Raw genomic sequence first — 25,066 nt, 5'->3', positions numbered from 1 at the left:
ATTTACTCCTTGGCAAGCAGCTTGCAAAGCCGGTCGGCAGCTTCGCGGGTTTCCTCCGGATTCCCAAAGGTTGAAAAGCGGAAATAGCCTTTTCCGCAGTCTCCAAACCCGTCGCCGGGAATCCCGACAACCTGAATTTTTTGCAGCAGATAATCGAAAAACGTCCAGCCGCTCATGCCGTCCGGACATTTCATCCAGAGATAAGGGGAATTTTTGCCGCCGCAGTACCAGATTCCTGCGGCATCCAGCGCTTTCATAAAGCAGGCGGCATTCTCTTTGTAGACACGGAGATTTTTCTGAATTTGCTGCTGTCCTTCCGGAGTGAATACGGCAAGCGCACCCTTTTGTAAAATATATGAGACGCCATTGGTGCGGGTTTCCCGGTTGCGCGACCACATTTCATGAAGATGCATGCCGCCGCGAATCAGGTTTTGGGGAACAACGGTATAACCAAGCCGGGTGCCGGTGAAACCTGCGGTTTTAGATAACGAGCAGATTTCAATGGCACAGCGGTCTGCGCCGCGTAGCGTATAGATGCTGTGCGGAATATCCGGTTCTTCGATAAAAATTTCGTAAGCGGCGTCGAATAAGATCACCGCGCCGATCTCGTTTGCAAAATCTACCCATGCCTGCAGTTGACTGCGGTTATAAACCGCACCGGTCGGATTGTTGGGGGAGCAGAGGTAGAGAATATCGGCTTTTGCCTGTGCGCTGGGCAGGGGTAAAAAATCATTTTCGATTCCGGAAGATAAATGAATGATTTTACGTCCGGCCAGAATATTGGTATCTACATATTCGGGATATGCCGGCTCGACCACCATCACCATATTCTCCTGATCGAATAACTCCAGAATATCGCCGAGATCATCGCAGGCGCCGCTGGAAATGAAAATCTCCTGTTCGGAAACTGCTGCGCCCATCTGCGCATAATATCCGGCAATGGCTTTGCGGAGGGCAGCGTCGCCGCATTCCGGCATATAGCCATGGAATGTGGCGGCGGCAGACTGGTCGTCAACTGCGCGGTGCAGCGCCTCGATGACTGCATCGCACAGCGGGAGGGATACATCGCCGACCCCCATGCGCAGTACCTGCTTTTCTGGATTTTTTTCGAGATATTCACTTGTTTTTCGGTAAATGGTGTTGAATAAATAGGAGTCCTTTAGTTCTCGGTATCGTGGATTCGGCTTTAACATCGTTTGTGTTCTCCTTTCTGCAAGGTATCATACATGCGGTGCACTCATTTCCCGTCGATGGTAGAGATGCCGAGCGTCACCTCTTCCAGTACGTCCAGAAGCATCCGAACGGTATCGAGTGAGGTCAGCATGGTGATATTATTCTGTGCCGCACATTCGCGGATCGCGATTCCATCGCCGAAGTGTTTCCCAGAGAGGACCGCGCGGGTGTTGATGACATAGCTGACATAGCCGGCACGGATAGAATCCAGCACCTCTTCACTTCCCTCGCTGGGCTTGCGGCGAATGCGGGTACGAATCCCGTTGGCTTTCAAAAATTCGCCGGTCAGCGCAGTGGCTTCAATATTAAAACCCATGTTGTAAAAACGCCGGACGAGCGGCAGCGTTTCTTCTTTGTCTTCATCGGCGACGCTGACGATTACCGTTCCGTAATTGCGCAGCGTAAGACCGGAGGCAATCATTGCTTTATAAACGGCACGATGCAGCTTTTCGTCGTATCCGATCGCTTCACCGGTGGATTTCATTTCAGGGGACAGGTAGGCGTCCATCCCTTGCAGCTTGGAAAAAGAGAATGCAGGCGCTTTGACGTAAAAGCGTCCTTTTTCCGGCGGGTAAATCTCGGAGATTCCCTGCTCTGCAAGAGAGGTGCCGAGGTTGCAGCGCGTCGCAATATCGGCAAGGCTGTATCCGGTGGCTTTCGACAGAAAGGGGACCGTTCGGGAGGAACGGGGATTGACCTCGATGATGTAGACATGACCTTGTGCATCTACGATAAACTGGATATTAAACAGGCCAATGATGCCGATTCCCAGTCCGAGTTTTTCGGTGTAATTGAGGATGGTTTGCTTGACCTCGGCGGAAAGGCTATAAGAGGGGTAGACGCTGATAGAATCGCCTGAATGGATGCCGGTGCGTTCTACAAGCTCCATAATACCGGGGACAAATACGTGGGTTCCGTCACAGATTGCATCGACTTCCACTTCTTTTCCGCAGATGTATTGATCGACCAGAACTGGTTTGTCTTCATCGATTTCCACAGCGGTTTTGAGATAGCTGCGAAGCGCATCCTCCTTGGCGACAATTTGCATGGCTCTGCCGCCAAGCACAAAACTGGGACGGACCAGTACAGGGTATCCGATCTCTTTGGCGGCTTGAATCCCGGCTTCTACACTGGTGACGGCACGGCCCTTTGGCTGCGGGATATGCAGGGCATTGAGCAGTTTCTCAAAGGCGTCGCGGTTTTCGGCGCGCTCAATCGCGTCGCAGCCTGTGCCGATGATTTTGACGCCGCGCTTTTTCAGCGGTGCGGCAAGGTTGATTGCGGTCTGACCGCCCAGAGTTGCAATAACGCCCACCGGCTGCTCCAGCTCGATGATGTTTATGACGTCTTCGACGCACAGCGGTTCAAAATACAGCTTGTCCGAGCAGGTATAGTCGGTGGAAACCGTTTCAGGATTGTTGTTGATAATAATCGCTTCGTATCCCGACGCCTTGATGGTCTGAACCGCGTGGACGGTGGAATAGTCGAATTCTACCCCTTGTCCGATCCGGATGGGACCGGAGCCGAGTACAATGACCTTCTGCTTAGACGATACAATGGATTCGTTTTCGTCTTCATAGGTGGAATAGAAGTACGGGATATAGCTTTCAAATTCGGAAGCGCATGTGTCGATCATTTTATAGACCGGAAGGATACCGTGGCTTCGGCGCAGGGAAAACACGTCGGATTCGGAGAGATTCCACAGATGTCCGATGATTTGATCGGAAAACCCCATTTTCTTGGCGTCGCGCAGCACGGAAATATCCCGTGGATGCTCCTTGATTTCGCGCTCTTCCGACACAATATTGCGCAGCGCCTGAAGGAAAAAGCGATCGATTGCACTTGCAGCGGCAATCGGTTCGATGCTGCATCCGAGACGAAGAAGCGCTGCGATGGCATAGATTCGGTCATCGGTGCCGGTTTTGATATATTCCAGCAGTTCCTCGGCGCTGACAGCATCGAATTTGGGATGATGCAAATGGAAAAGACCGACTTCCAGGGAACGAATTGCTTTGAGGAGGCTTTCTTCCATGGTTCTGCCGATGCTCATTACTTCGCCGGTGGCTTTCATCTGGGTGGAAAGCGCGTTGTTGGCGTCCGAAAATTTATCAAACGGGAAGCGCGGCATTTTGGTTACAATATAGTCCAGCGCCGGCTCAAAGGATGCAGGGGTATTGGCGATTTGAATTTCATCAAGCGTCATACCAATACCGATTTTTGCAGAAACCCGCGCAATCGGATACCCGCTGGCTTTAGAAGCCAGTGCAGAGGAGCGGGATACGCGGGGATTGACTTCGATCAGGTAATATTGGAACGAATGCGGGTCCAGTGCGAACTGGACGTTGCAGCCGCCCTCAATTTCAAGTGCACGGATGATTTTGAGCGCGCTGTCCCGGAGCATGTGGTATTCCCGGTTGGTCAGCGTCTGAGACGGGCAGACCACAATCGAGTCGCCGGTGTGAATCCCGACAGGGTCAAGGTTTTCCATATTGCAGATGGTAATGGCGGTATTGTTGCTGTCGCGCATGACTTCATATTCGATTTCCTTATATCCCTTGATGCTCTTTTCAATCAGAACCTGCTTGACCGGAGACAGAGAGAGTGCGTTCTTCATCAATGGCAGAAATTCCGCTTCATTGTCAGCAAACCCGCCGCCGGTACCGCCCAGCGTAAAAGCAGGACGCAGGACAACGGGATACCCGATCTGCTGCGCTGCCTGCAAACCTTCTTCCATCGAACTTGCAATTTGAGAGGGCAAAACCGGTTCCCCGAGGGATTCACAAAGCTCCTTAAACAGTTCGCGGTCTTCTGCATGGGCAATGCTACTGCTTTTGGTGCCGAGCAGTTCCACGCGGCACTCTGAGAGCACCCCCTTCTTTTCAAGCTGCATGGCGAGGTTCAAACCTGTCTGACCGCCGATGCCGGGGAGAATTGCATCCGGGCGTTCGTATCGGATGATTTTAGCAATATACTCCAGAGTCAGCGGCTCCATGTAAACCTTGTCCGCAATCGAAGTATCGGTCATGATGGTTGCCGGGTTGGAGTTGCATAGAATGACCTCGTAGCCCTCCTCTTTCAGGGCAAGGCACGCCTGCGTTCCGGCATAATCGAATTCTGCTGCCTGACCAATTACAATCGGACCCGAGCCGATGACAAGCACTTTTTTGATATCTGTTCTCTTAGGCATGAATTTGTTCGTCCTCCATCAGCTTGATAAAGCGGTCGAAAAGGTAGGCGCTGTCCTGCGGTCCCGGTGCGCTTTCCGGATGATATTGTACGCTGAACGCTTTATCCTGTGCGCATTGCAATCCTTCCACGGTATGATCGAGAAGGTTGATGTGTGTCAAGGTCAGTCCGGTGCCCGGAAGGCTGTTGGCGTCCACTGCATAGGAATGGTTTTGCGAAGTTATTTCGATTTGATTGGTTTCCAGATTGCGTACCGGATGATTCCCTCCGCGATGGCCGAATTTGAGCTTGTAGGTTTTTCCGCCTTTGGCGAGCGCAATAATCTGGTGTCCAAGGCAGATGCCGAACATAGGATATTTTCCGAGCAGATGCCGGACGGCTGCAATGGTTTCCGGAACGTCGGAAGGGTCGCCGGAACCGTTGGAAATGAAAATGCCGTCCGGCTTGAGGGTGATAATCGATTCTGCGGATGTATTCCATGGTACCGCTGTGACCGTACAGCCGCGTTGGTTCAGCGACCGCACAATATTCTGTTTCATTCCGCAGTCAATCGCGACGACGTGATATTGTGGAAAGGATGCGGCAGAGACGATTTTTTGTTTACAGCTTACGCGGGACACCGCATTGCGGGGCAGCGTTGTGCATTTGAGACGCGCAAGCCCGTCTTTCAGCGGTGTGGAGCTGCCGGTGATCAGGGCTTTGCGTGTTCCAAAATCGCGGATGGAGCGGTTCAGCTTTCTGGTGTCGATGCCGGAAATACCGGGAATCCCGAATTTCAGCATGACCTCGGACAAGGTGGCGGTGCTGCGGAAGTTGGAGGGTTCATCATAATAAGCGTGGACGATCAGGGCGCCGATCGAGGGGGTATCCCGTTCGTAGTCGTCCTTTGCCATACCGTAATTGCCGATGAGCGGATAAGTCATCACAACAGCCTGGTCTGCATAGGAGGGGTCGGATAGAATTTCCTGATATCCGACCATGGAAGTGTTAAAAACAATTTCGCATACGGCTTCTGCATCAGCGCCGAAACCATAGCCGTAATATTCCTGCCCATCCTCAAAAATAAGCTTTCTGTCAAATTCTTTTTTCATCATCGGAACCTCACTTCTTTTTATCGGATAATCGCTGTTCAAAACGATCTTTTCGGGTATCGGTGGGGACTGCGGTGGGATAATCCCCGCTGAAGCAGGCGCTGCAAAAATGCCTGCTGCCTGTGATGGCGCTGAGCTTTTGGATTGGGAAATATCCAAGAGAATCGGCGCCGATGATGCGGCATATTTCAGATACGCTGTGCTTGCAGGCGATCAGATGCTCTTCCGAGTCAATGTCGGTTCCGTAATAGCAGGGGTGGAGAAACGGCGGGGATGAAATGCGCACGTGCACTTCTTTGGCGCCTGCATCGCGGAGCAGCTTTACAACGCGCCCCATTGTATTGCCTCGGACAATGGAGTCGTCTACTAAGACGACCCGTTTGCCTGCGATGCTTTCCTCCACGGCGGCAAGCTTGATTTTTACCCCGTCAATCCGTGCACCCTGCCCGGGGGAAATAAAGGTTCTGCCGATGTATTTGTTTTTGATAAGCCCGATGCCGTAGGGAATGCCGGATTCCTGACTGAAACCGAGCGCAGCGTCCAATCCGGAATCCGGCGCGCCGATTACAAGGTCTGCCTGAACCGGATGTGTCTGCGCAAGAATCTTTCCGGCTTTGACACGGGATGCGTGGACCGAAATGCCGTCAATGATGGAGTCCGGACGCGCAAAATAGATGTATTCAAAGATACAGGGGGTGGGCTCTTGCTTGCGGCAGTGCTCCCGACGGGATGTGACGCCGGTTTTGGTAAAGACGAGAATTTCCCCGGGCTCGACATCGCGGATGACTTCGGCGCCGACCGCTTTGACAGCGCAGCTTTCCGAAGCGACCACATATGTGCCGTCTGCGGTTTTTCCATAACAAAGGGGGCGAAAGCCGTGCGGGTCTCGGACGCAAATCAGCTTTTGCGGAGACATCACGACAAGAGAATAGGCGCCGTCAAAGGCATACATTGCCTGACTGACGGCATCCTCAATGGAAGCCGTGCACAGCCGTTCTCTGGTGATAATATAAGCAATCGTTTCTGTATCGCTGGTGGTATGGAAAATTGCGCCGCTCAGTTCCAGTGTGCTGCGCAGTTCCGCAGAATTGCTGAGGTTTCCGTTGTGTGCAAGCGCCATCCTGCCTTTTTGATGATTGACCTCAATGGGTTGGCAGTTGTTGCGGTTGGTGCCGCCGGTGGTGCCGTATCGGGTGTGCGCGACCGCCATTGTACTTTGCGGCAAGTCTGATAGGATTTCATTGGAAAACACTTCGCTGACAAGACCCAAATCCTTGTGAGAGACGAACACACCGTCGTCGTTGACTACGATACCGGCGCTTTCCTGTCCGCGGTGCTGCAGTGCATACAGTCCGTAATAAGAGATTCTTGCCACATCACAGGGGGTTGGTGCAATTATGCCGAATACCCCGCATTCCTCATGAATACTCATGCTCTGCCTCCGATCGTATTTGATAATGCTGCTTCGATAAATCCCCAAAACAGCGAATGCGCCCAGTTTGGTCGGCTCTAAAACACGGGATGATACTGCACCTCTATTTGGATGGGATAAATGGTTTGTTCCATGCCTTCGGCCGGCCTGCCGTCCGAATAGATACCGCTGAGCGCAAGACAGGTGCCTTCCAAGCCGTCCCGATGTGGGTCGTTTGGGCCGAGTGCGGATGTCGTTTTCTCTGCCATAAAGATATATTTTGTCATGTTTTTGCCTCAGATATGACTGGTCAGGCGGTTCATGACCTCGGCGTATGCATCTTCCGCGCCGCCAAGATCGCGCCGGAAACGGTCTTTGTCCAGCTTTTCACCGGTTTTGGTATCCCATAAGCGGCAGGTATCGGGACTGATCTCGTCGGCGAGTACGATCGAGCCGTCCGCAAGCCTGCCGAATTCCAGCTTAAAGTCCACCAAGGTGATGCCGCATTTGAGCCAAAAAGCCTTTAGGATGTCGTTGATGGCAAAGGAATAAGATTTGATGCACTCGATTTCCGCAGGAGTTGCCAGATTTAACGCAGTAGCGTGAGATTCTGCCATCAGAGGGTCGCCCAATGCATCGTTTTTGTAGCTGAATTCGATGGTAGGGGTCGGAAAAATACGTCCCTCTTCTACGCCGTAGCGCTTTGAAAAAGAACCGGCTGCAATGTTGCGGATGACGACCTCCAGCGGGACAATGGATACCCGTTTTACCAATGTTTCACGCGCGTTCAATTCCGCGACAAAGTGCGTGGGGATTCCGGATTCTTGGAGACGCTGCATCAGCAAATTGCTCATACGGTTGTTGATGGCGCCTTTGCCGGAAATCGTCCCTTTTTTCAGACCGTTGAACGCAGTGGCATCGTCTTTGTAGGAAACAATCAGAAGTTCCGGATTTGCGGTTTGAAAAACTTTTTTTGCTTTGCCTTCATAAAGCTGATCTTTTTTTATCATAGCAATCTCCCTTTGCATGATTATTGACTGTGAGAACACGAAAAAAAGGCAATGATGCTTTAATGCGTAAACATTAAAGACACCATTGCCTTTTACGATTTTGAGTTCTGAAAACAGGGCAGAGACACTGAAAACGATAGACGTCTTTGCCTTTCTAATTCAATAGGATACTCTTTTCTTCGCAGTTTGTCAACGGGGAATTTTCTGCGGGAGAAAAGAAAAAGAGGTCTGGCGCTTTTATGCGCCGGACCTCTTGCGAATATGAAACAGGATTGCAGTTATTCCACATCCTGAAGCGCATCGTAGCCTTCCTCTCCGGTGCGAACCTTCACTACGTTCTCAACATCGGAAACAAAGATCTTGCCATCGCCGATATGTCCGGTGTAGAGGACCTTCTTAGCGGTTTCAATGACGCTGCGAACAGGGATTTTGCTGATTACAATTTCAACCTGTACCTTGGACAGCAGATTGACTTCGACAGGAACGCCGCGATAATATTCCGGCTTGCCCTTTTGGGCGCCGCAGCCCAGAACGTGGGAAACCGTCATACCGGTGATACCAAGTTCCATCATTGCAGCTTTCAACGCTTCAAAACGGGATTCCCGACAGATGATTTCCACCTTGGTAAACTTGGGCTTGCCCGATTCAAACGACGGTATTTTCTGAACCGGAACCGCCTCTGCCACCGGAACATTGCCGACAACAGTAACAGGTGCGGCTGCCGCATCCTCGTCTGCAACCATTGTGTCAGGAAGCATTGCAAAGCCTGCATATGCAGTGAGCAGTCCGTGCTCCGAGACATCCAGTCCCAGCAGTTCATCCTCCTTGTCCGCGCGCAGACCAATGGTGTGCTTGATGCAGAGGAAAACAATGGAGATTACAATGGCGACATACGCAGCAACCGAAAGCACGCCGAGCAGCTGCACGCCGAGGAAGTGAAACCCGCCGCCGTAGAACAGACCTTTTTCGGTGGTCACGCCGGTGGCAAAGAAACCGGTGAGGATGGTGCCCAAAGCGCCGCATACGCAGTGAACCGATACTGCGCCGACCGGATCGTCGATTTTTGCGATTTTATCAAAGAATTCTACGGCAAATACAATCACAATGCCGCATAGGAGACCGATAACTGCGGCTCCGAGCGGATTGACGGCATCACAGCCGGCGGTAATGCCGACCAGACCGGCGAGCGCTGCGTTATATGTCATCGAGACATCGGGTTTCCGATAGCGGAGCCAAGTGACAACAAGCGTCGTGCAGCAGGCGACGGCAGCCGAGAGGTTGGTGTTGAAAAAGACGCGGCCGGCAGTTTCCATCAGCGCATCGCTGTCCATGCCGACGGTAGAAGCGCCGTTGAAACCGAACCAGCAGAACCACAGGATGAACACGCCCAGAGCGGCAAAAGTGAGGTTGTGTCCGAGGATTGCGTGCGGCTTTCCGTTTTTATCATACTTTCCAATGCGGGGACCAAGAATCGCGGCGCCGATCATGGCGCAGATACCGCCGACCATGTGAACTGCGGTAGAACCGGCGAAATCATGAAATCCGAGCGCACTGAGCCAGCCGCCGCCCCAGATCCAGTGTCCGGAAATGGGGTAAATGATCAGGGAAATGGCTGCCGAGTAAATGCAGTAGGCGCTGAATTTTGTTCTTTCTGCCATCGCGCCCGAAACGATGGTCGCAGAGGTTGCGCAGAATACGGTCTGGAAGATTGCAAACGCCCAAAGAGGAACGCCGGCAGGCAAAATATTGCTGTAATCGCCCAGAATCAGCGGATCAAAGGAGCCGAAGAAAACTGTGCCGCTTCCGAACATCACGCCGAATCCGACCAGCCAGAAAGCAGGGGTTCCGATACAGAAGTCCATCAGGTTCTTCATTAAGATATTGCCGGTATTTTTGGCACGGGTAAATCCGGCTTCGCAGAGCGAGAATCCGGCCTGCATAAAAAATACAAGCGCAGCGCCAACCAGTACCCAAATTGTATTAACAGGAGAATACATCATGGAAATCATCCTCTTTCCTTATTTTACGCCAAACAGCAGGTCTGCATAGACGGGGAACGGCCAATATTTTTTCGATGTCAGCGTTTCAGCCTCGTCGCAGGCAACGCGCAGTTCGCCCATCAGACCGAGCACCGTATCGCGAATCATGGCGGACTGGACGATGATGTCTTCTGCATGGTCCAGGGAAAGTGCGGCATCTTTCAGTTCCTCTGCTTTCACGCCAATGCGGTCGGTCAGCGCAGAGAGTTTTCGGACGATGCCGGTTTCATAGCTGCAAGCCAGAGCAGGATCGAGCGCTTTCTTTGCAGTAGCGGTTGCTGCAAGATCGGCAACGAAAGATTCAATGGAGGGGATAATTTGGGTCTGCGCCATATCGACCATGGTGTTTGCTTCGATCAGAATTGTTTTGCAGTAATTTTCCAGCATGATTTCGCATCTGGAATGCAGTTCGGCTTCGGTGAATACGCCGTGCGAGGTCAGCATATCCACATTTTTCTGGTCGAGCAGGTGCGGCATGCAGTCTGCGGTGGTGCGGTAGTTCAGCAGCCCGCGTGTTTCGGTTGCTTCACGGATCCAGCCTTCGTCATAACCGTTGCCGTTGAAAATAATATGCTTGTGATCTTTGATTGTTTTACGGATCATCTCATGCAGGGCGGTTTCAAAATCTTCCGCCTTTTCAAGACGGTCTGCGTAGATTTTAAGAGATTCGGCGACAGCGCTGTTGAGCATAATGTTTGCACAGGCAATGCTGTTGGAGGAGCCGAGCATACGGAACTCGAACTTGTTGCCGGTAAAGGCGAAGGGCGAGGTTCGGTTTCGGTCAGTCGTATCACGATTGAACTTGGGCAGCACATCGACACCCAGCTTCATCTGGGTCTTTTCCGTGCCGTTGTAGGGCGTATTGGTTTCAATCGCTTCGAGTACAGCGTTCAATTCATCCCCCAGGAACATGGATACCACGGCGGGAGGCGCTTCGTTTGCGCCGAGACGGTGATCGTTGCCTGCGGTTGCAACCGAAATGCGGAGGAGGTCCTGATAATCGTCCACAGCCTTGATGACCGCGCACAGGAACAGCAGGAATTGTGCGTTTTCATAGGGGGTTTCGCCGGGGGAGAGCAGGTTCTGTCCGGCATCGGTGGCAATCGACCAGTTGTTGTGCTTGCCGTTTCCATTTACACCCGCAAAGGGCTTTTCGTGCAGCAGGCAGACCAGACCGTGCTTGGAAGCGACCTTCTGCATGATCTCCATGGTGAGCTGGTTGTGGTCGGTTGCGATGTTGGTCGTGGTATAGATCGGGGCAAGTTCGTGCTGTGCCGGCGCGACCTCGTTGTGCTCGGTTTTTGCGAGGATTCCCAGTTTCCACAGTTCTTCGTTCAGTTCCTCCATAAAAGCGGCTACGCGCGGCTTGATGACGCCAAAGTAGTGATCGTCCATTTCCTGCCCCTTGGGAGGTTTTGCACCGAACAAGGTGCGCCCGGTAAAGCGGAGATCGGGGCGCTGGTCATACATTTCCTGCGTGATGAGAAAATATTCCTGCTCAGGACCGACATAGCTGGTAACGCGCTTGACAGAATCACTTCCAAATAGTTTGAGGATACGCAGTGCCTGCTTGTTGAGCGCTTCCATGGAGCGGAGCAGCGGGGTCTTTTTATCGAGTGCATGACCGCTGTACGAGCAGAAGGCGGTAGGGATGCACAGCGTTTTGCCCTTGATAAATGCATAGGAAGTGGGGTCCCATGCGGTGTAGCCTCTGGCTTCAAAGGTGGCGCGCAGTCCGCCGTTGGGGAAGGAGGACGCGTCCGGCTCGCCTTTGATCAGCTCCTTGCCGGAGAATTCCATAATAACGCCGCCGTCGGGCGAAGGCGTGATAAAGCTGTCATGCTTTTCTGCGGTAATGCCTGTGAGCGGCTGGAACCAGTGGGTATAGTGCGTCGCGCCGCGGGAAACCGCCCAGTCCTTCATTGCGGTGGCAACCGCATTGGCAACGCTGATATCCAGTTCCGTCCCTTCGTCAATGGTCTTTTTGAGCGAAGCGTAGACCTTCGCGGGCAAAGTAGCTTTCATTACGCGGTCATCAAAGACCAAGCTTCCGAAGTAGTCCGACACCGTTTTCATGTAACATTCTCCTTTTTTGTTAGGTTGTGGATGTATAAACCAAAAGAGAAAGGCACCTTTCATGAGGGGAAAACATGAAAGACGCCTTTGCCTTCTGGTCTGTGAAATTGTAGACTGAAAAGCAAAACAGCGTCTTTGAGCATTTCCACTCAAAGACGCCGTTGCCTTTCTGAGTCGCATAATACACCTTGCGAAAATGTTTGTCAACGATTTTTTGAAAATATTTTGCGCGGACTGCAAAAAGTTTGAAACTTTGCAGCGAGCCATTGACAAAATATAAAATCCGTCGTAGAATACTTGCGGATGAGCAAAGGCGTTCATTTCAGTGCAGAAAATTTCTGCATTGAGATGAGCGCCTTTTCTTTTATTTCAGCCCGAAAGGAAAGAAAACGATATGAAAATAGAAGGTCAGGTGCGAATTCCGTCCGGCTGCGCAATTGCAGCGGTGATTTCCAAAGAAGGAAAGAAAATGTCCGGTAAGAGAATAATCGACGCGATGATCCCGATGCATGACCGCTCCAACGGACTTGGCGGCGGGTTCGCCGCGTATGGGATTTATCCGGAGTATCGGGAATTTTATGCACTGCATATGTTTTTTGATTCGCGCGCAATCCGGAAGGAATGCGAAGTGCTCCTGAAAGAGCGTTTTGAAATTGTCAAAAGCGAAATTATTCCTACGCGGACCATTCCGCAGATTACAGACGAACCGATCATCTGGAGATATTTTGTCGCTCCGCTGCAATCGCAGCTTGCTGCCATGCAGCTGGATGAAAAGGAGTTCGTTGCGCGTATTGTGATGAAGATCAATGCTGAAATGAAAGGCGCCTATGTGTTTTCCAGCGGAAAGAATATGGGAACATTCAAGGCGGTTGGATTTCCGGAGGATGTCGGCGTATTTTACAGATTGGATGAGTATGAGGGATATGCATGGACTGCCCATGGACGGTATCCGACGAACACCCCCGGCTGGTGGGGCGGCGCACATCCGTTTACGCTGCTCGATTGGTCGATTGTACATAACGGAGAAATCTCTTCCTATGATGCCAACCGGCGGTTTATTGAGATGTTTGGGTATCAGTGCACCTTGCAGACCGATACCGAAGTGATTATCTATATCATGGATTATTTGCTCCGGGTGCAGGGGCTGACGCTCGGGGAAGCCGCAAGTGTGATTGCTGCGCCTTTTTGGAGCACCATTGCAGATAAAACCGATTTGAAAGACCGGCAGAAGCATCAATATCTGCGCACAGTATTCCCGAGTTTGCTGGTTACCGGACCGTTCTCCATTGTGCTTGGATTTCACGGCGGCCTTATGGCGCTCAATGACCGGCTGAAGCTGCGCTCCATGGTGGTTGGGGAAAAGGACGATAAGGTTTACATTGCAAGTGAAGAAGCGGCAATCCGTGCAATGGAACCGGATGCGGAAAATATCTGGGCGCCTGCGGGCGGGGAACCGGTCATCATAAAGGTAAAGGACGGTGCGTATTAAAATGCATATGGAACTTATTTATCCGGAATTTGAAGTGGTGAGAAATCAAGACCGCTGTATCGTCTGCCGCGTATGCGAAAAACAGTGCGCCAACGAGGTGCACAGTTTTTGTGCGGAAAAGGGTGTGATGCTGGCGAACGAGAGCAAATGTGTAAACTGCCATCGCTGTGTTGCCGTTTGCCCGACACGTGCGCTGAAAATTGTAAAAAGCGACTGTACGATGCGCGAAAATGCAAACTGGAAAAGCGATACCGTCAACGAGATTTACAAGCAGGCAAACAGCGGCGGCGTTTTGCTGTCCTCGATGGGCAACCCGAATCCGCTGCCGGTATATTGGGATAAAATCTTAATCAACGCGTCTCAGGTGACAAATCCGCCGATTGACCCGCTGCGGGAACCGATGGAAACGCGCGTGTTTCTGGGCAAGAAGCCTGAAAAGATTGCGCGTGACGAAGCGGGAGATATAAAATGCGAACTGCCGCCGCAAATCGAGCTTTCCATGCCGGTTATGTTTTCTGCCATGAGCTACGGCTCCATCAGCTATAATGCGCATGCTGCGCTTGCGCGCGCGGCGACCGAACTCGGAATTCTCTATAATACCGGCGAGGGCGGGCTGCATCAGGATTTTTATGTTTATGGAGACAATACGGTCGTTCAAGTGGCGAGCGGGCGCTTTGGCGTTTATGAAGACTATCTCAAAGCGGGCGCTGCAATTGAAATCAAAATGGGGCAGGGGGCAAAGCCCGGAATTGGCGGACATCTGCCGGGCACAAAGATTGTAGGGGACGTTTCCCGCACCCGCATGATTCCGGAAGGCTCGGATGCAATTTCCCCTGCACCGCATCACGATATTTATTCGATTGAAGACCTGAGACAGCTGGTATTTTCGCTGAAAGAGGCAACCGAATACCAAAAGCCGGTTATCGTAAAAGTGGCTGCGGTACATAATATTGCGGCAATTGCAAGCGGCATTGCCAGAAGCGGCGCAGATATCATCGCCATTGACGGATTCCGCGGAGGAACCGGTGCAGCACCCACGCGGATTCGGGACAATGTGGGAATCCCCATTGAACTGGCGCTTGCGGCGGTCGATCAGCGGCTGCGGGATGAGGGAATCCGCAATCAGGTTTCTCTGATCGCAGGCGGCAGCATCCGCAGCGCGGCGGATGTTGTAAAGGCAATTGCGCTCGGCGCAGACGCCTGCTATATCGCAACGGCAGCGCTGCTTGCGCTTGGCTGCCATCTCTGCCGCACCTGCCAAAGCGGAAAATGTAATTGGGGAATTGCAACCCAGCGTCCGGAACTGGTAAAGCGTCTCGATCCGGAGGTTGGAAGCCGGCGCCTTGTCAATTTGATGCAGGCATGGCAGCATGAAATCAAGGAATTGATGGGCGGTATGGGGATTAACTCCATTGAAGCGCTGCGCGGCAACCGTTTGATGCTGCGCGGAATCGGGCTGACAGATAAAGAACTCGAGATTCTGGGCATTTCGCACGCCGGAGAGTGATAGGGTGCAACTGATTTTCATGAGAGCTTAACGAGAAATTTAGACGAAATGCTGTAGAAAGAATAGGCGGAGACGTGATATAATATGTTATTCAATGGAAAAGAACAGGATTACAGAGCGCTGAACGAAGCGCTTCGCAAGACGCAGGAGGATTGCCTGATTACCGGCTGCTGCGGTCAGCGTTTCATTGCGGCGGGCATGTCCCGACAGAATATTACGATTGAGGGCGTTCCGGGCAATGCGCTCGGCGCCTATTTGAACGGTGCGGACATTACGGTTTATGCCAATGCGCAGGATGCGGTCGGGGATACGATGAACGGCGGCAGAATTGTGATTCACGGGGACATTGGAGACGCGGCAGGGTATGCCATGCGCGGCGGAAAGATTTTTGTCAAGGGCAATGCGGGATACCGCGCAGGAATCCATATGAAAGCCTATCAGGATAAAGCCCCTGTCATGGTAATCGGCGGAACGGCGGGCAGCTTTCTGGGCGAATATCAGGCGGGCGGCACGATCGTGGTACTGGGGCTTGCGGCAGAAAACCGCAAAATCGTCGGATTTTTTCCGTGCACTGGAATGCACGGCGGAAAAATGTTTTTGCGTTCTGCATGCGAGGACATCAAATTTCCAAGTCAGGTGACTGCACGCCCGGCGGAAAAAACGGATTTGGAAGAAATCAAGGGGTATGTGGACGAATACTGTGCGTTATTCGGATGTCATGCCGATGAAATACTGGATGCGCCGTTTACAGTTGTAACTCCGGACAGCAAGAACCCCTATCATCAGATGTATGTGGCAAACTAAGCAGGAAAGCGGGGAAGCGGTTATGAAGTATTCAAAGGAAGAAGTTATACAGTATGTGCAGGAGGAGGACGTCAAGTTTATTCGCCTTTCTTTTTGCGATGTATTCGGAAAGCAGAAGAACATCTCGATTATGCCTGACGAGCTGCCTCGCGCGTTTAAATACGGAATTGCGTTTGACGCGTCCGCAATCGCCGGGTTTGGAGATGAATCCAGATGTGACCTGCAGTTGCATCCGGAACCCGAAACCTTGATGCTTCTGCCGTGGAGACCGGAGCATGGAAAGGTTGTGCGGATGTTTACCCGCATCACCTATCCGGACGGGACTCCATTTGAGTGCGATACCCGCAGTCTGCTGAAGCAGGCAATGGAGGATGCCGGAAAGGCGGGATATCGTTTTGCGTTTGGCGCGGAGCAGGAATTCTATCTTTTCCAGCTGGACGAGAATGGAAAGCAGACAAGGATTCCGTATGACGATGCGGGTTATATGGATATTGCACCCGAAGACCGAGGAGAAAATATCCGCCGGGAAATCTGCCTGACCTTGGAACAGATGGGGATTCGCCCGGAAAGTTCACATCATGAGGAAGGTCCGGGGCAGAATGAGATTGATTTCCGGTATGCGGATGCGCTGACCGCTGCCGACCATGTGATGACGTTTCAGACCGTCGTGAAAACGATAGCGCGCCGCAATGGGCTGTGCGCAGATTTTTCGGCAAAGCCGCTGGAAAATGAGCCGGGCAACGGGTTTCACATCAATATGTCGGTCAGACCGAATGAAACTTCGGAAAATCTTTGCTACATGATTGCGGGAATTCTGGATAAGGTGGAGGAAATGACGGCGTTTCTGAACCCGACTGAGAATTCCTATCAGCGGTTCGGGAAAAATAAAGCGCCGGGATATATTTCCTGGTCGAGCGAAAACCGCTCTCAGCTTGTCCGGATTCCGGCGGCAGTGGGGGAATATCGCCGCGCGGAGATTCGTTCCCCCGACCCGACGGCAAACCCCTATCTGGCGTTTGCGCTGATGATTTATGCGGGATTATACGGGCTTCAGAATAAGCTGGACATGCCGAACGCCGCAAATCTGAACTTCTATAAGGCGGATGCTGAAACATTGGCAGGCTTCAAAAAGCTGCCCGAAAACTTGCGGGAGGCCTGCAAACTGGCTGCAGAAAGTGAATTTATTCGAGAACACGTATCCGCAGCTATCTTGGATATTTACTGCAATCAATAAAGTGGAATTCCGGTTTTCAAAAGGGGAGAGGAAAAATGAGTCTGAAAGAACGGACTTACAGCATTCTGATCGTTTCGGCAGCAGAAGGATTCAAGAATGCGCTTTCAACTCTGCTGCCGGAAGCCAAATATAACTCGATTCATTCTGCATCCAGCATAAGTGCGGCGAAAAGAGCCTGCGCAGAGCGGAATTATGATTATATTATAATCAATGCCCCGCTGCCGGATGAGGTGGGCACACGGTTTGCAATTGATATCTGCAATACCAGCGGGACGGTTGTGCTTCTGTTTTCTCGCGTGGAAGTTCATGAAGAAATTTATGACAAAGTCGCCGAATATGGGGTGTTTACCCTGCCAATGCCGACTTCAAGGTCAACCATTGCAATGGCGCTGAACTGGATGGCAAGCACACGGGAGCGCCTGCGAAAAAATGAAAAGCAAACCTTGACCATTGAAGAGAAAATGGAAGAAATCCGCCTTGTAAACCGTGCAAAATGGCTGCTGATCAGCGAACTGAAAATGGATGAGCAAGGCGCGCATCGCTATATTGAAAAACAGGCGATGGATCGATGTATCACCAAAAAAATGGTTGCAAAAGAAATCATCAAAACTTATACATAAGGAACAATGTGAAGCCTCTCGGAATATCCAAACTTTCAGAGAAAGGGATGGAATACTTCCGAGGGCTTTTGATACATATGTGGTGAAATATATCAGAATATCCCTGAACGACAGCATTATCCTGCGTTTTATAGAGGGTATTTAAGAGGCAATATTCCTGAATACCTGTATATAGTGGGCAAGAGATAATCTGGGATGAAGACAGTTTTGCGGTCATGAAATGAGAACACAATCTTTCCGCAATACATAGGTGAAACATTGTAGAAAAGATTTTTCACAGAAAGGGCGCTTCATGGAATTCAGATTCCATGAAGCGTTTTTTATTTGTTTGTGCTCTTTACCAAGCACAATTATATCACAAGACTTGGACTTGCTAAAAAAAATAATAAAATATGTCCATGAGTAAATCATAATTGACCAACTGTAATATTATTTTTGGTATTCTTACTGTGTCAGAAAGAACCACACATCAAACCACTTGCGGCAAAGAGCACATTCCTACTTAGAGGAGCGTTTGAACAATGATCAAATTATTATCTGAAAGACTCCGCAATCTTAGAATCGAAAAGGGATTGAGTCAAAAACAAGTAGCTACACTGATCGGTGTCAATCCTTCCACTATATCTACTTATGAAAGTACTGCACGCCTGCCTTCGTATCCTTCCTTAATTCGATTAGCCAAAGTCTATGGTGTATCTATCGATTATCTGCTAGGTACAGAAGGAAGCCGGCCGGCAGATTTGCTGAATCGCTTGTCCGGGGAAGAACGCAAAATTATCTCGGAAATTGCTGAAGTTTTGCTTCGCCACGTGGACAGAAGTCGTAGCAGATAAAATGTCATACTGTTCCAGCTCATTATGATTGGTGGGCTGGAACGGGCTGACATTTCCAGCTCTGATCCAATTAGCTGATAACAATTTGAACCTTGAAAATCTATAGCATGGGTGCGCTCCTATGAAGCAAGCGCCGGAAAGCTGCAACCCGCTGGGTAAAATGAGTAGATCAGCAGCGACCGTCGGCGGCTCAACACCGGCGGATAGTAGGTTTGTCTCAATATAACCTGCTATTTGCGTATTCGGATCAAAGCAGCCCCGCTTTTTGGGCTGTGGCTACTTTGATCTGTTTACCACTAAGCTTTTTGAGTGTCAGTGAACGATAAATAAACAAACGAGGTGTATATTCATGACGAAAATTGCATACAGTGCTCCGGAAGTTGCAAAATTGCTTGGCATAAGCAAAAGTGCAGCATATAATCTGATGCATCGTGAAGATTTCCCATCGTTTCGAATTGGAAGACGATGGCTGATACAGGAAAGCTGTTTAAATGCATGGATAGAAAAACAGCCTGATATCAGCAAATTCGCGCATCACAAATACGATTAATATGTTATAATGATGATAATAACCAGAAGAGTATGTGCCAGAAAGGAGTCTATGGATAAAATGGCACGAAAAGCAAAAAAAAACGAGAAGCCGGAAGCGGAACTATTACTAAAAGAAAGGATGGCCGCTGGCAAGCTCAATATGTATCAGGAAGAGATGCCGCTACGGGTAAGTTGATTCGCCATACGATTTATGGTAAGACACAACGTGAGGTTGCTGGAAAACTACGGTCTGCTATCTCATACATTGACAATGGCACTTTTCAAGAACCGAGGAAAATAACGGTTGATGAATATGCAAAAGAATATATGAAGAACCATGTGTCTGCATTATCATCGTTAACACAGGTCTCCTATGAAAAGAATCTTCGTATTCATATTTTGCCTGCGTTGGGGAAGCGTAAACTGACGGATTTAACCAGACGAGATATTCAGGCATTTGTTTCCTCGCTGGGTAAAGATAGGAAGGCGCTATCTCCCAAAACAATCCGAGTGATCCATGGGACCTTGCACGCGTTGTTAGCTGCAGCGAAACGAGATGAAATTCTTTTCCGGAATGTGGCTGATGATTGTACATTACCGCGTGTCACGCAGACAAAGGCGAAAGCTATTACAACTGATCAATTAAAACCGTTTCTAGAAGCAATCAAACACGATAAATTTTATCATATATATTATATTGCTATTTTCTTTGGACAGCGCGAAGCTGAGGTGCTTGGTCTGCGATGGGATGATGTCTATTGGGAAACAAACAGTATTGTCATTCGGCAACAGCTGCAGATTGTTCCCAACACAAAACCGGCTCAATATCAATTGGTTCCTCCTAAGGAAAATAAACAACGCCGCATTATACTCGCGCAAAGCGCAATGCGAATACTACGTTGCCAACTGATCAAACAGCAAAGCATGCAATTGCAAGCGGGTTCTATGTGGAGCAATCCATTGGATCTGGTATTCACAAATGAATTCGGCAAGCCGCTTCATCATTTTGCGGTTTATAGTCATTTGAAAGCCATTTTAGACAGTTGTGGAATGAAAGATTTTACATTTCACTCACTGAGGCATTCATTTGCCACAATCTCTATTGAAAATGGTGATGACATCAAAACAGTACAAGCAAATTTAGGACATCATGCAGCTGCGTTTACATTGAAGACATATGCGCATGTGAGTGATCGGATGCAGCAAAATAGTGCTGCGCGTATGGAGGAATTGATTTCGTCGTTGGGAACTGCAGAATGACAGTTGCTGTCAAGATTGCTGTCAGAAATTTTGAAGTCCCTTAAAAAGTTGTAAAACACCGCACATAAATACAAAACCCCCATTTTTCAAGGCGAAAAATGGGGTAAAGTGGTGGACCTGAAGAGATTCGAACTCTCGACCTCTCGGATGCGAACCGAACGCTCTCCCAACTGAGCTACAGGCCCATATTTTGATTTTTTATAGGACGGTGTTTGTAATAACTGCCCTTGACAAGTAATAATTATACATGTAGAATAAACCTATGTCAAGCGTTTTTTCGGCGTTTGTCAAAAAAAGCGTGCATCAGCCAGATGCGCCAAAAGGAGAATGAAAAATGAAAAACAGCGAAAAGACCATGGAAAAAATCGTTGCCCTGTGTAAGGGGCGCGGCTTCGTCTACTCCGGATCGGAGATTTACGGCGGCCTTGCCAATACATGGGACTATGGCCCGCTCGGCGTGGAGTTCAAGAACAACGTCAAGGCTGCGTGGCGCAAGAAGTTCGTGCAGGAAAGCCCGTACAATGTTGGTTTGGATGCGGCGATCCTGATGAATCCGACCACGTGGGTCGCGTCGGGCCATGTTGGCGGTTTTTCCGATCCGCTGATGGACTGCAAGGAGTGTAAGGAGCGCTTCCGTGCAGATAAGGTGATTGAAGACTGGTGTCAGGAAAATGACTTTGACCTCGGCCGAAGCGTGGACGGTATGAGCCATGCTGAGATGAAGGCTTTCATTGATGAGCATGAGATCGCATGCCCGACTTGCGGCAAGCACAACTGGACGGATATCCGCCAGTTCAACCTGATGTTCAAGACCTTCCAGGGCGTTACCGAAAATGCGAAAAACGAGCTGTTCCTCCGTCCGGAGACGGCGCAGGGCATTTTTGTCAACTTCCAGAACGTGCAACGCACAACCCGCAAGAAGATCCCGTTCGGTGTCGGTCAGGTGGGCAAGTCCTTCCGTAATGAGATCACGCCGGGCAATTTCACTTTCCGCACCCGTGAGTTTGAGCAGATGGAGCTGGAGTTCTTCTGCAAGCCGGGCACCGATCTTGAGTGGTTCAAATACTGGAAGGATTTCTGCCACCAGTGGCTGCTCGATCTTGGTATGAAGGACGAGAACCTGCGTCTGCGCGACCATGATCCCGAGGAGCTGTCCCACTACTCCAATGCGACGACGGATATCGAGTATCTGTTCCCGTTTGGCTGGGGCGAGCTGTGGGGTATTGCCGACCGCACGGATTTTGACCTGACCCAGCATCAGAACACGTCGGGCGTTTCGATGGAGTACTTCGATCAGGAAGCCAATGAAAAGTATATCCCGTATGTTGTTGAGCCGTCGCTGGGCGCGGATCGCGTTGCGCTGGCCTTCCTGTGCGAAGCATACGACGAAGAAGTGGTCGGTCAGGATAAGAACGGCAAGGACGATGTCCGCACCGTACTGCGCCTGCATCCGGCGCTCGCACCGTTCAAGGCCGCTGTGCTGCCGCTTTCCAAAAAGCTGAGCGCACAGGCCATGCCGGTTTGGGAGAAGCTGTCCAAAAAGTTCAATGTGGACTTTGACGATGCCGGCTCGATCGGCAAGCGTTACCGCCGTGAGGATGAGATCGGCACGCCGTTCTGCATCACTGTGGACTTTGAGACCGAGCAGGATGGCTGCGTTACCGTGCGTGACCGCGACACCATGGAGCAGGAGCGCGTGAAGATCGACGATCTGACTCACTACCTTGCCAAGAAGCTTGCATATTAATAGAAGCCATCGGAAAAAGCCGCCGCAATTTTGCGGCGGCTTTGCTGGTTTTTGCAGGGAGGCGCGCAGCGGGCAGGGAGGACGGTATTGTGCGCAGTGGGGAAATTTTGATGATCTCGATTTCCTTTCTCATTGTACCCTGAAACGGAGGGGCGTGTTATAATAACGGCAGAGCAAAAATGCAGCAGCAATCGCTGTGCGGAAAGGGAAAACGCTGATGGATTGTACGGAAAACTGCCTTGCGCTGGCGCAGGGCTTTGCAAAGGAACGCGAGCTGCTTTGGGCGCTCGGAGAGCAGACACGGCAGCAGGTGTTTTTGGTGCTGCTGGAGCAGGAGGATCAGACCGGCGGCCTGCGCGTGGGCGAGATCGCGCAGCGGACGCATTTGTCGCGTCCGGCTGTTTCGCATCACCTGCGAATCCTGCGGCAGACCGGCGTCGTCCGTCTGCGAAAAACAGGTACGAAAAGTTATTACAGCATGAATGCGGAAACCGCGGTCTGGGATGACCTGTACGATTTGCTCGGCAGGGTCTGCGCAGTAGTGCATCGGGCGCGGGAGAAAGGAGCGGAAAAATGGACGTGATGCAGGCGATACGGGAGCGTCATTCTGTACGGCGCTATATGGAATGGGCCATTGAAAATGATGTGCGTACAGCGCTGGAAGCGGAAATTGCCGTATGCAATGCGGAGAGCGGGCTGCATATGCAGCTGGTTACGGATGAACCGGAGGCTTTCGCCGGACTGATGGCGCATTACGGTAAATTTTCCGGCGTAAGGAACTATATTGTGCTGGCAGGCCAAAAAGGCGCAGGACTGGAAGAAAAAGTTGGGTATTACGGCGAGCGGGTTGCGTTGTGTGCGCAGATGCTGGGTCTAAATACCTGCTGGGTTGCGCTGACATTCCGCAGAGGGAAAACGCGCTGTGTTTTGGCTCAGGGAGAAAAACTGGTGTGCGTGCTGGCGGTTGGCTACGGCTGCACACAGGGGGTGCCGCATAAAAGCAAACCGATGGAAAAAGTATGCCGCGTGACCGGACCGATGCCGGCATGGTTTCGGAAGGGGATGGAGGCAGCTTTGCTGGCGCCGACGGCGGTCAATCAGCAAAAATTCTGTATTACGCTGGCAGATGGAACGGTCAGCGCGGCCGCGACCGGCGGTTTTTATGATAAGGTGGATTTGGGCATCGTCAAATATCATTTTGAGCAGGGCGCGGGCGGCGCACAGTTCTGTTTTTAGAGCATTGATGTGAAAATAGGAAAAGAGACTGCCGATGAGAAAGGCAGTCTCTTTTGATTATCGCCAAACCGGCGCGGTTATAATTGTGAAAAAACTTCGCCGATGGCGCCGTGAATGACCAAATCGGCACGTCGGTCGGCCGGTGTTGCGGTTTTGTTGACCAGCACCAGTTTGTTTCCGCGATAGTAGTTGATCAGGCTGGCCGCCGGATAGACCGCGAGCGAGGTACCGCCGATGATCAGAATATCTGCGCTGGAGATATACTCCACGCTTTTGTTAATGGTGTAATTGTCCAGACTTTCTTCGTACAGTACAACATCCGGTTTGATCATGCCGCCGCAGCTGCATTTGGGAATGCCGTGTCCCGCGGCGATGTCGCGCACGTCATAAGGCTTGCGGCAGCGCATGCAGTAGTTGCGCAGTACGGAACCGTGCAGCTCCAGTACTTCTTTGGAACCGGCCTTCTGGTGCAGCCCGTCGATGTTCTGGGTGACGACGGCGCGGCACTTGCCCTGCTGCTCCCATTCCGCCAGTTTGCGGTGGGCGGCGTTGGGCTGTGCATCGAGCGCCAGCATTTTTGCCCGGTAAAAACGGTAAAATTCTTCGGTTTCGGAAAGGAAAAAGGTGTGGCTCAAAATGGTTTCGGGCGGATATTTATACTGTTGGTTATACAGCCCGTCCACCGAGCGGAAATCCGGGATGCCGCTCTCGGTCGATACGCCGGCGCCGCCGAAGAATACGATGTTGTCACTGGCGTCGATCCAATTTTTCAGTTTTGCAACATTTGCATCCATTTTGTATCCTCCTCTTTGGGTCGGTACTGTCGATCTGCGAATAAAAGTAAGACTTGCGATATGATGGCCGAAGGGTCGGACAGGCCATGCAGGGCGGTCACTCGGTAAAGGAAATCAGACCTTCCTTGCGGGGCTTGGCGGGCGTTTCCTTGGCAATATAGCCGATGGAGGCCGAGCAGATGACGATATGATCTTCCGGTACGCCGTACTCGGTCAGCAGAGCGCGCACCTTGGGGTCATCGCAGCATTCGCGCAGCTGATTGATCCAGCAGGAGCCGAGCCCCAGCTCGGTTGCCATCAGCAGCAGGTTTTCCATAGCGGCTGCGCCATCGACAAAGGCGTGGTGCTCATCTCGTTTGTAGGAAATGATGATCTGTACGGGTGAGCCGTAGAAGTTATATTCCGGGCCGCGGTGATCGGCTTCGGCTACCGCACGGGCAAGGCGGTAGGATTTTTCCGCATTATATACCACGGTAAAATGCCACAGGTATTTGCCCATACCGGAAGGTGCCCACGCAGCAGCTTCGACAAGCTGCATGATCTGTTCGCGGGGCGGCAGTTCGGGCTGAAACGCGCGCGTGGAGCGGCGGGACTGAATGATCTGCATCAGGTTAGACATGGAAAAACCTCCTGTTACTATATAGTTGTCTCGGAAATGTGGTAGCCAGCTACGAGCCGAGACATCTCGTTGCCTAAGCTGTTAGAATAGGAAGGTAATGGTCTGACCCAAACCTCCAAGGGCTTCACCGCCCGTATTGAAGTCAGTCAGCCATCCTCCTATTCGCAGTGTTCGATTTGTGCAGGTAGAACCGCGTGTTCGTGTCACCAAACAGATAGAATCGGCAATGGGTAGAATGGCTTTGTCCATTGCAATTTCTTTTTAGGAGTGAAGAACATGAACGCAGCAGGTATCGATGTTTCCAGCAGAAAGAGTACGGTCGCTGTCCTTCGTCCTTTTGGTGAGG

At 51.1% G+C, this 25,066-nt stretch carries 21 protein-coding genes and 1 tRNA gene; 11 read left to right on the top strand and 11 right to left on the bottom strand.

Features of this window, described 5'->3' with window-relative positions:
• Window positions 1–2: 2 nt before the first annotated feature.
• The 8 genes from T363_RS0108170 to T363_RS0108135 all read right to left on the bottom strand — a co-directional run bounded on the left by T363_RS0108170 (window position 3) and on the right by T363_RS0108135 (window position 12,046).
• Entirely contained in the window at window positions 3–1,193 is a 1,191-nt protein-coding gene (locus T363_RS0108170; protein ID WP_031474990.1) for an LL-diaminopimelate aminotransferase, read from the bottom strand.
• A 44-nt stretch (window positions 1,194–1,237) separates the two neighbouring features.
• On the bottom strand, window positions 1,238–4,420 hold the full coding sequence (gene carB / locus T363_RS0108165) for a carbamoyl-phosphate synthase large subunit (protein WP_031474988.1): 3,183 nt from the start codon (window positions 4,418–4,420) through the stop codon (window positions 1,238–1,240).
• Window positions 4,413–5,513 (bottom strand): glutamine-hydrolyzing carbamoyl-phosphate synthase small subunit, encoded by a 1,101-nt coding sequence (gene carA, locus T363_RS0108160; protein WP_407919071.1) that lies wholly within the window; start codon window positions 5,511–5,513, stop codon window positions 4,413–4,415. Before carA ends, carB begins: the two co-directional genes overlap by 8 nt.
• A gap of 7 nt (window positions 5,514–5,520) precedes the next feature.
• Window positions 5,521–6,942 carry an amidophosphoribosyltransferase gene (gene purF, locus T363_RS0108155; protein WP_031474983.1) on the bottom strand — a complete coding sequence of 474 codons (1,422 nt, stop codon included), beginning with the start codon at window positions 6,940–6,942 and terminating at the stop codon, window positions 5,521–5,523.
• A gap of 77 nt (window positions 6,943–7,019) precedes the next feature.
• A complete protein-coding gene (locus tag T363_RS0108150) occupies window positions 7,020–7,208 on the bottom strand; it encodes a hypothetical protein (RefSeq protein WP_031474981.1) in 189 nt (62 codons plus the stop codon).
• A gap of 9 nt (window positions 7,209–7,217) precedes the next feature.
• A complete protein-coding gene (purC, locus tag T363_RS0108145) occupies window positions 7,218–7,931 on the bottom strand; it encodes a phosphoribosylaminoimidazolesuccinocarboxamide synthase (protein ID WP_034972020.1) in 714 nt (237 codons plus the stop codon).
• 278 nt (window positions 7,932–8,209) lie between these two features.
• A complete protein-coding gene (locus tag T363_RS0108140; protein WP_031474975.1) occupies window positions 8,210–9,931 on the bottom strand; it encodes an ammonium transporter in 1,722 nt (573 codons plus the stop codon).
• A gap of 18 nt (window positions 9,932–9,949) precedes the next feature.
• Entirely contained in the window at window positions 9,950–12,046 is a 2,097-nt protein-coding gene (locus T363_RS0108135; protein ID WP_031474973.1) for a glutamine synthetase III family protein, read from the bottom strand.
• Window positions 12,047–12,440: 394 nt separating this feature from the next.
• Here T363_RS0108135 and T363_RS0108130 point away from each other — a divergent pair, with 394 nt between their 5' ends.
• The 8 genes from T363_RS0108130 (at window position 12,441) to T363_RS0108100 (ending at window position 20,324) form a co-directional block, all read left to right on the top strand.
• Window positions 12,441–13,535: a class II glutamine amidotransferase gene (locus tag T363_RS0108130; RefSeq protein ID WP_031474971.1), complete on the top strand. Its 1,095-nt coding sequence runs from the start codon at window positions 12,441–12,443 to the stop codon at window positions 13,533–13,535.
• Between the two features lies 1 nt (window position 13,536).
• The gene (locus tag T363_RS0108125; RefSeq protein ID WP_031474969.1) at window positions 13,537–15,042 is read left to right on the top strand and encodes a glutamate synthase-related protein; all 1,506 of its coding nucleotides are present in this window, start codon (window positions 13,537–13,539) and stop codon (window positions 15,040–15,042) included.
• Window positions 15,043–15,126: 84 nt separating this feature from the next.
• On the top strand, window positions 15,127–15,846 hold the full coding sequence (locus tag T363_RS0108120; RefSeq protein ID WP_031474967.1) for a GltB/FmdC/FwdC-like GXGXG domain-containing protein: 720 nt from the start codon (window positions 15,127–15,129) through the stop codon (window positions 15,844–15,846).
• Between the two features lie 22 nt (window positions 15,847–15,868).
• On the top strand, window positions 15,869–17,080 hold the full coding sequence (locus T363_RS0108115; protein ID WP_031474965.1) for a glutamine synthetase family protein: 1,212 nt from the start codon (window positions 15,869–15,871) through the stop codon (window positions 17,078–17,080).
• A gap of 35 nt (window positions 17,081–17,115) precedes the next feature.
• Window positions 17,116–17,700, top strand: a complete 585-nt coding sequence (locus T363_RS0108110; RefSeq protein ID WP_031474963.1) for an ANTAR domain-containing response regulator — start codon at window positions 17,116–17,118, stop codon at window positions 17,698–17,700.
• A gap of 521 nt (window positions 17,701–18,221) precedes the next feature.
• Window positions 18,222–18,533: a helix-turn-helix domain-containing protein gene (locus T363_RS15575; protein ID WP_078096974.1), complete on the top strand. Its 312-nt coding sequence runs from the start codon at window positions 18,222–18,224 to the stop codon at window positions 18,531–18,533.
• Between the two features lie 349 nt (window positions 18,534–18,882).
• On the top strand, window positions 18,883–19,083 hold the full coding sequence (locus tag T363_RS15570) for a helix-turn-helix domain-containing protein (RefSeq protein WP_078096973.1): 201 nt from the start codon (window positions 18,883–18,885) through the stop codon (window positions 19,081–19,083).
• A gap of 173 nt (window positions 19,084–19,256) precedes the next feature.
• Complete coding sequence (locus T363_RS0108100; protein WP_051643174.1) at window positions 19,257–20,324, top strand: tyrosine-type recombinase/integrase; 1,068 nt, start codon at window positions 19,257–19,259, stop codon at window positions 20,322–20,324.
• Between the two features lie 109 nt (window positions 20,325–20,433).
• On the opposite strand, the gene T363_RS0108095 is transcribed toward T363_RS0108100, so the two are convergent.
• Window positions 20,434–20,509, bottom strand: a tRNA-Ala gene (locus tag T363_RS0108095).
• Window positions 20,510–20,658: 149 nt separating this feature from the next.
• On the opposite strand from T363_RS0108095, the gene T363_RS0108090 reads away from it, so the two are divergent.
• The 3 genes from T363_RS0108090 to T363_RS0108080 all read left to right on the top strand — a co-directional run bounded on the left by T363_RS0108090 (window position 20,659) and on the right by T363_RS0108080 (window position 23,307).
• Window positions 20,659–22,071, top strand: a complete 1,413-nt coding sequence (locus T363_RS0108090) for a glycine--tRNA ligase (protein WP_031474959.1) — start codon at window positions 20,659–20,661, stop codon at window positions 22,069–22,071.
• A gap of 217 nt (window positions 22,072–22,288) precedes the next feature.
• Complete coding sequence (locus tag T363_RS0108085) at window positions 22,289–22,654, top strand: ArsR/SmtB family transcription factor (RefSeq protein ID WP_031474957.1); 366 nt, start codon at window positions 22,289–22,291, stop codon at window positions 22,652–22,654.
• Window positions 22,645–23,307, top strand: coding sequence for a nitroreductase family protein (locus tag T363_RS0108080; protein WP_031474955.1), 663 nt, complete (start codon window positions 22,645–22,647; stop codon window positions 23,305–23,307). The genes T363_RS0108085 and T363_RS0108080 overlap by 10 nt, the downstream gene beginning before the upstream one ends.
• A 77-nt stretch (window positions 23,308–23,384) precedes the next feature.
• Here T363_RS0108080 and T363_RS0108075 read toward each other — a convergent pair whose 3' ends face one another.
• Window positions 23,385–24,101 carry an NAD-dependent protein deacylase gene (locus tag T363_RS0108075; RefSeq protein ID WP_031474953.1) on the bottom strand — a complete coding sequence of 239 codons (717 nt, stop codon included), beginning with the start codon at window positions 24,099–24,101 and terminating at the stop codon, window positions 23,385–23,387.
• Between the two features lie 97 nt (window positions 24,102–24,198).
• The gene (locus T363_RS0108070) at window positions 24,199–24,720 is read right to left on the bottom strand and encodes a nitroreductase family protein (RefSeq protein WP_031474951.1); all 522 of its coding nucleotides are present in this window, start codon (window positions 24,718–24,720) and stop codon (window positions 24,199–24,201) included.
• Between the last annotated feature and the right edge of the window lie 346 nt (window positions 24,721–25,066).

This window comes from Agathobaculum desmolans ATCC 43058, from assembly GCF_000701665.1.
Classification (GTDB): domain Bacteria; phylum Bacillota; class Clostridia; order Oscillospirales; family Butyricicoccaceae; genus Agathobaculum; species Agathobaculum desmolans.
Note: the sequence above shows the minus strand (reverse complement) of the source record. Positions and strands in the feature narration are given on the sequence as shown.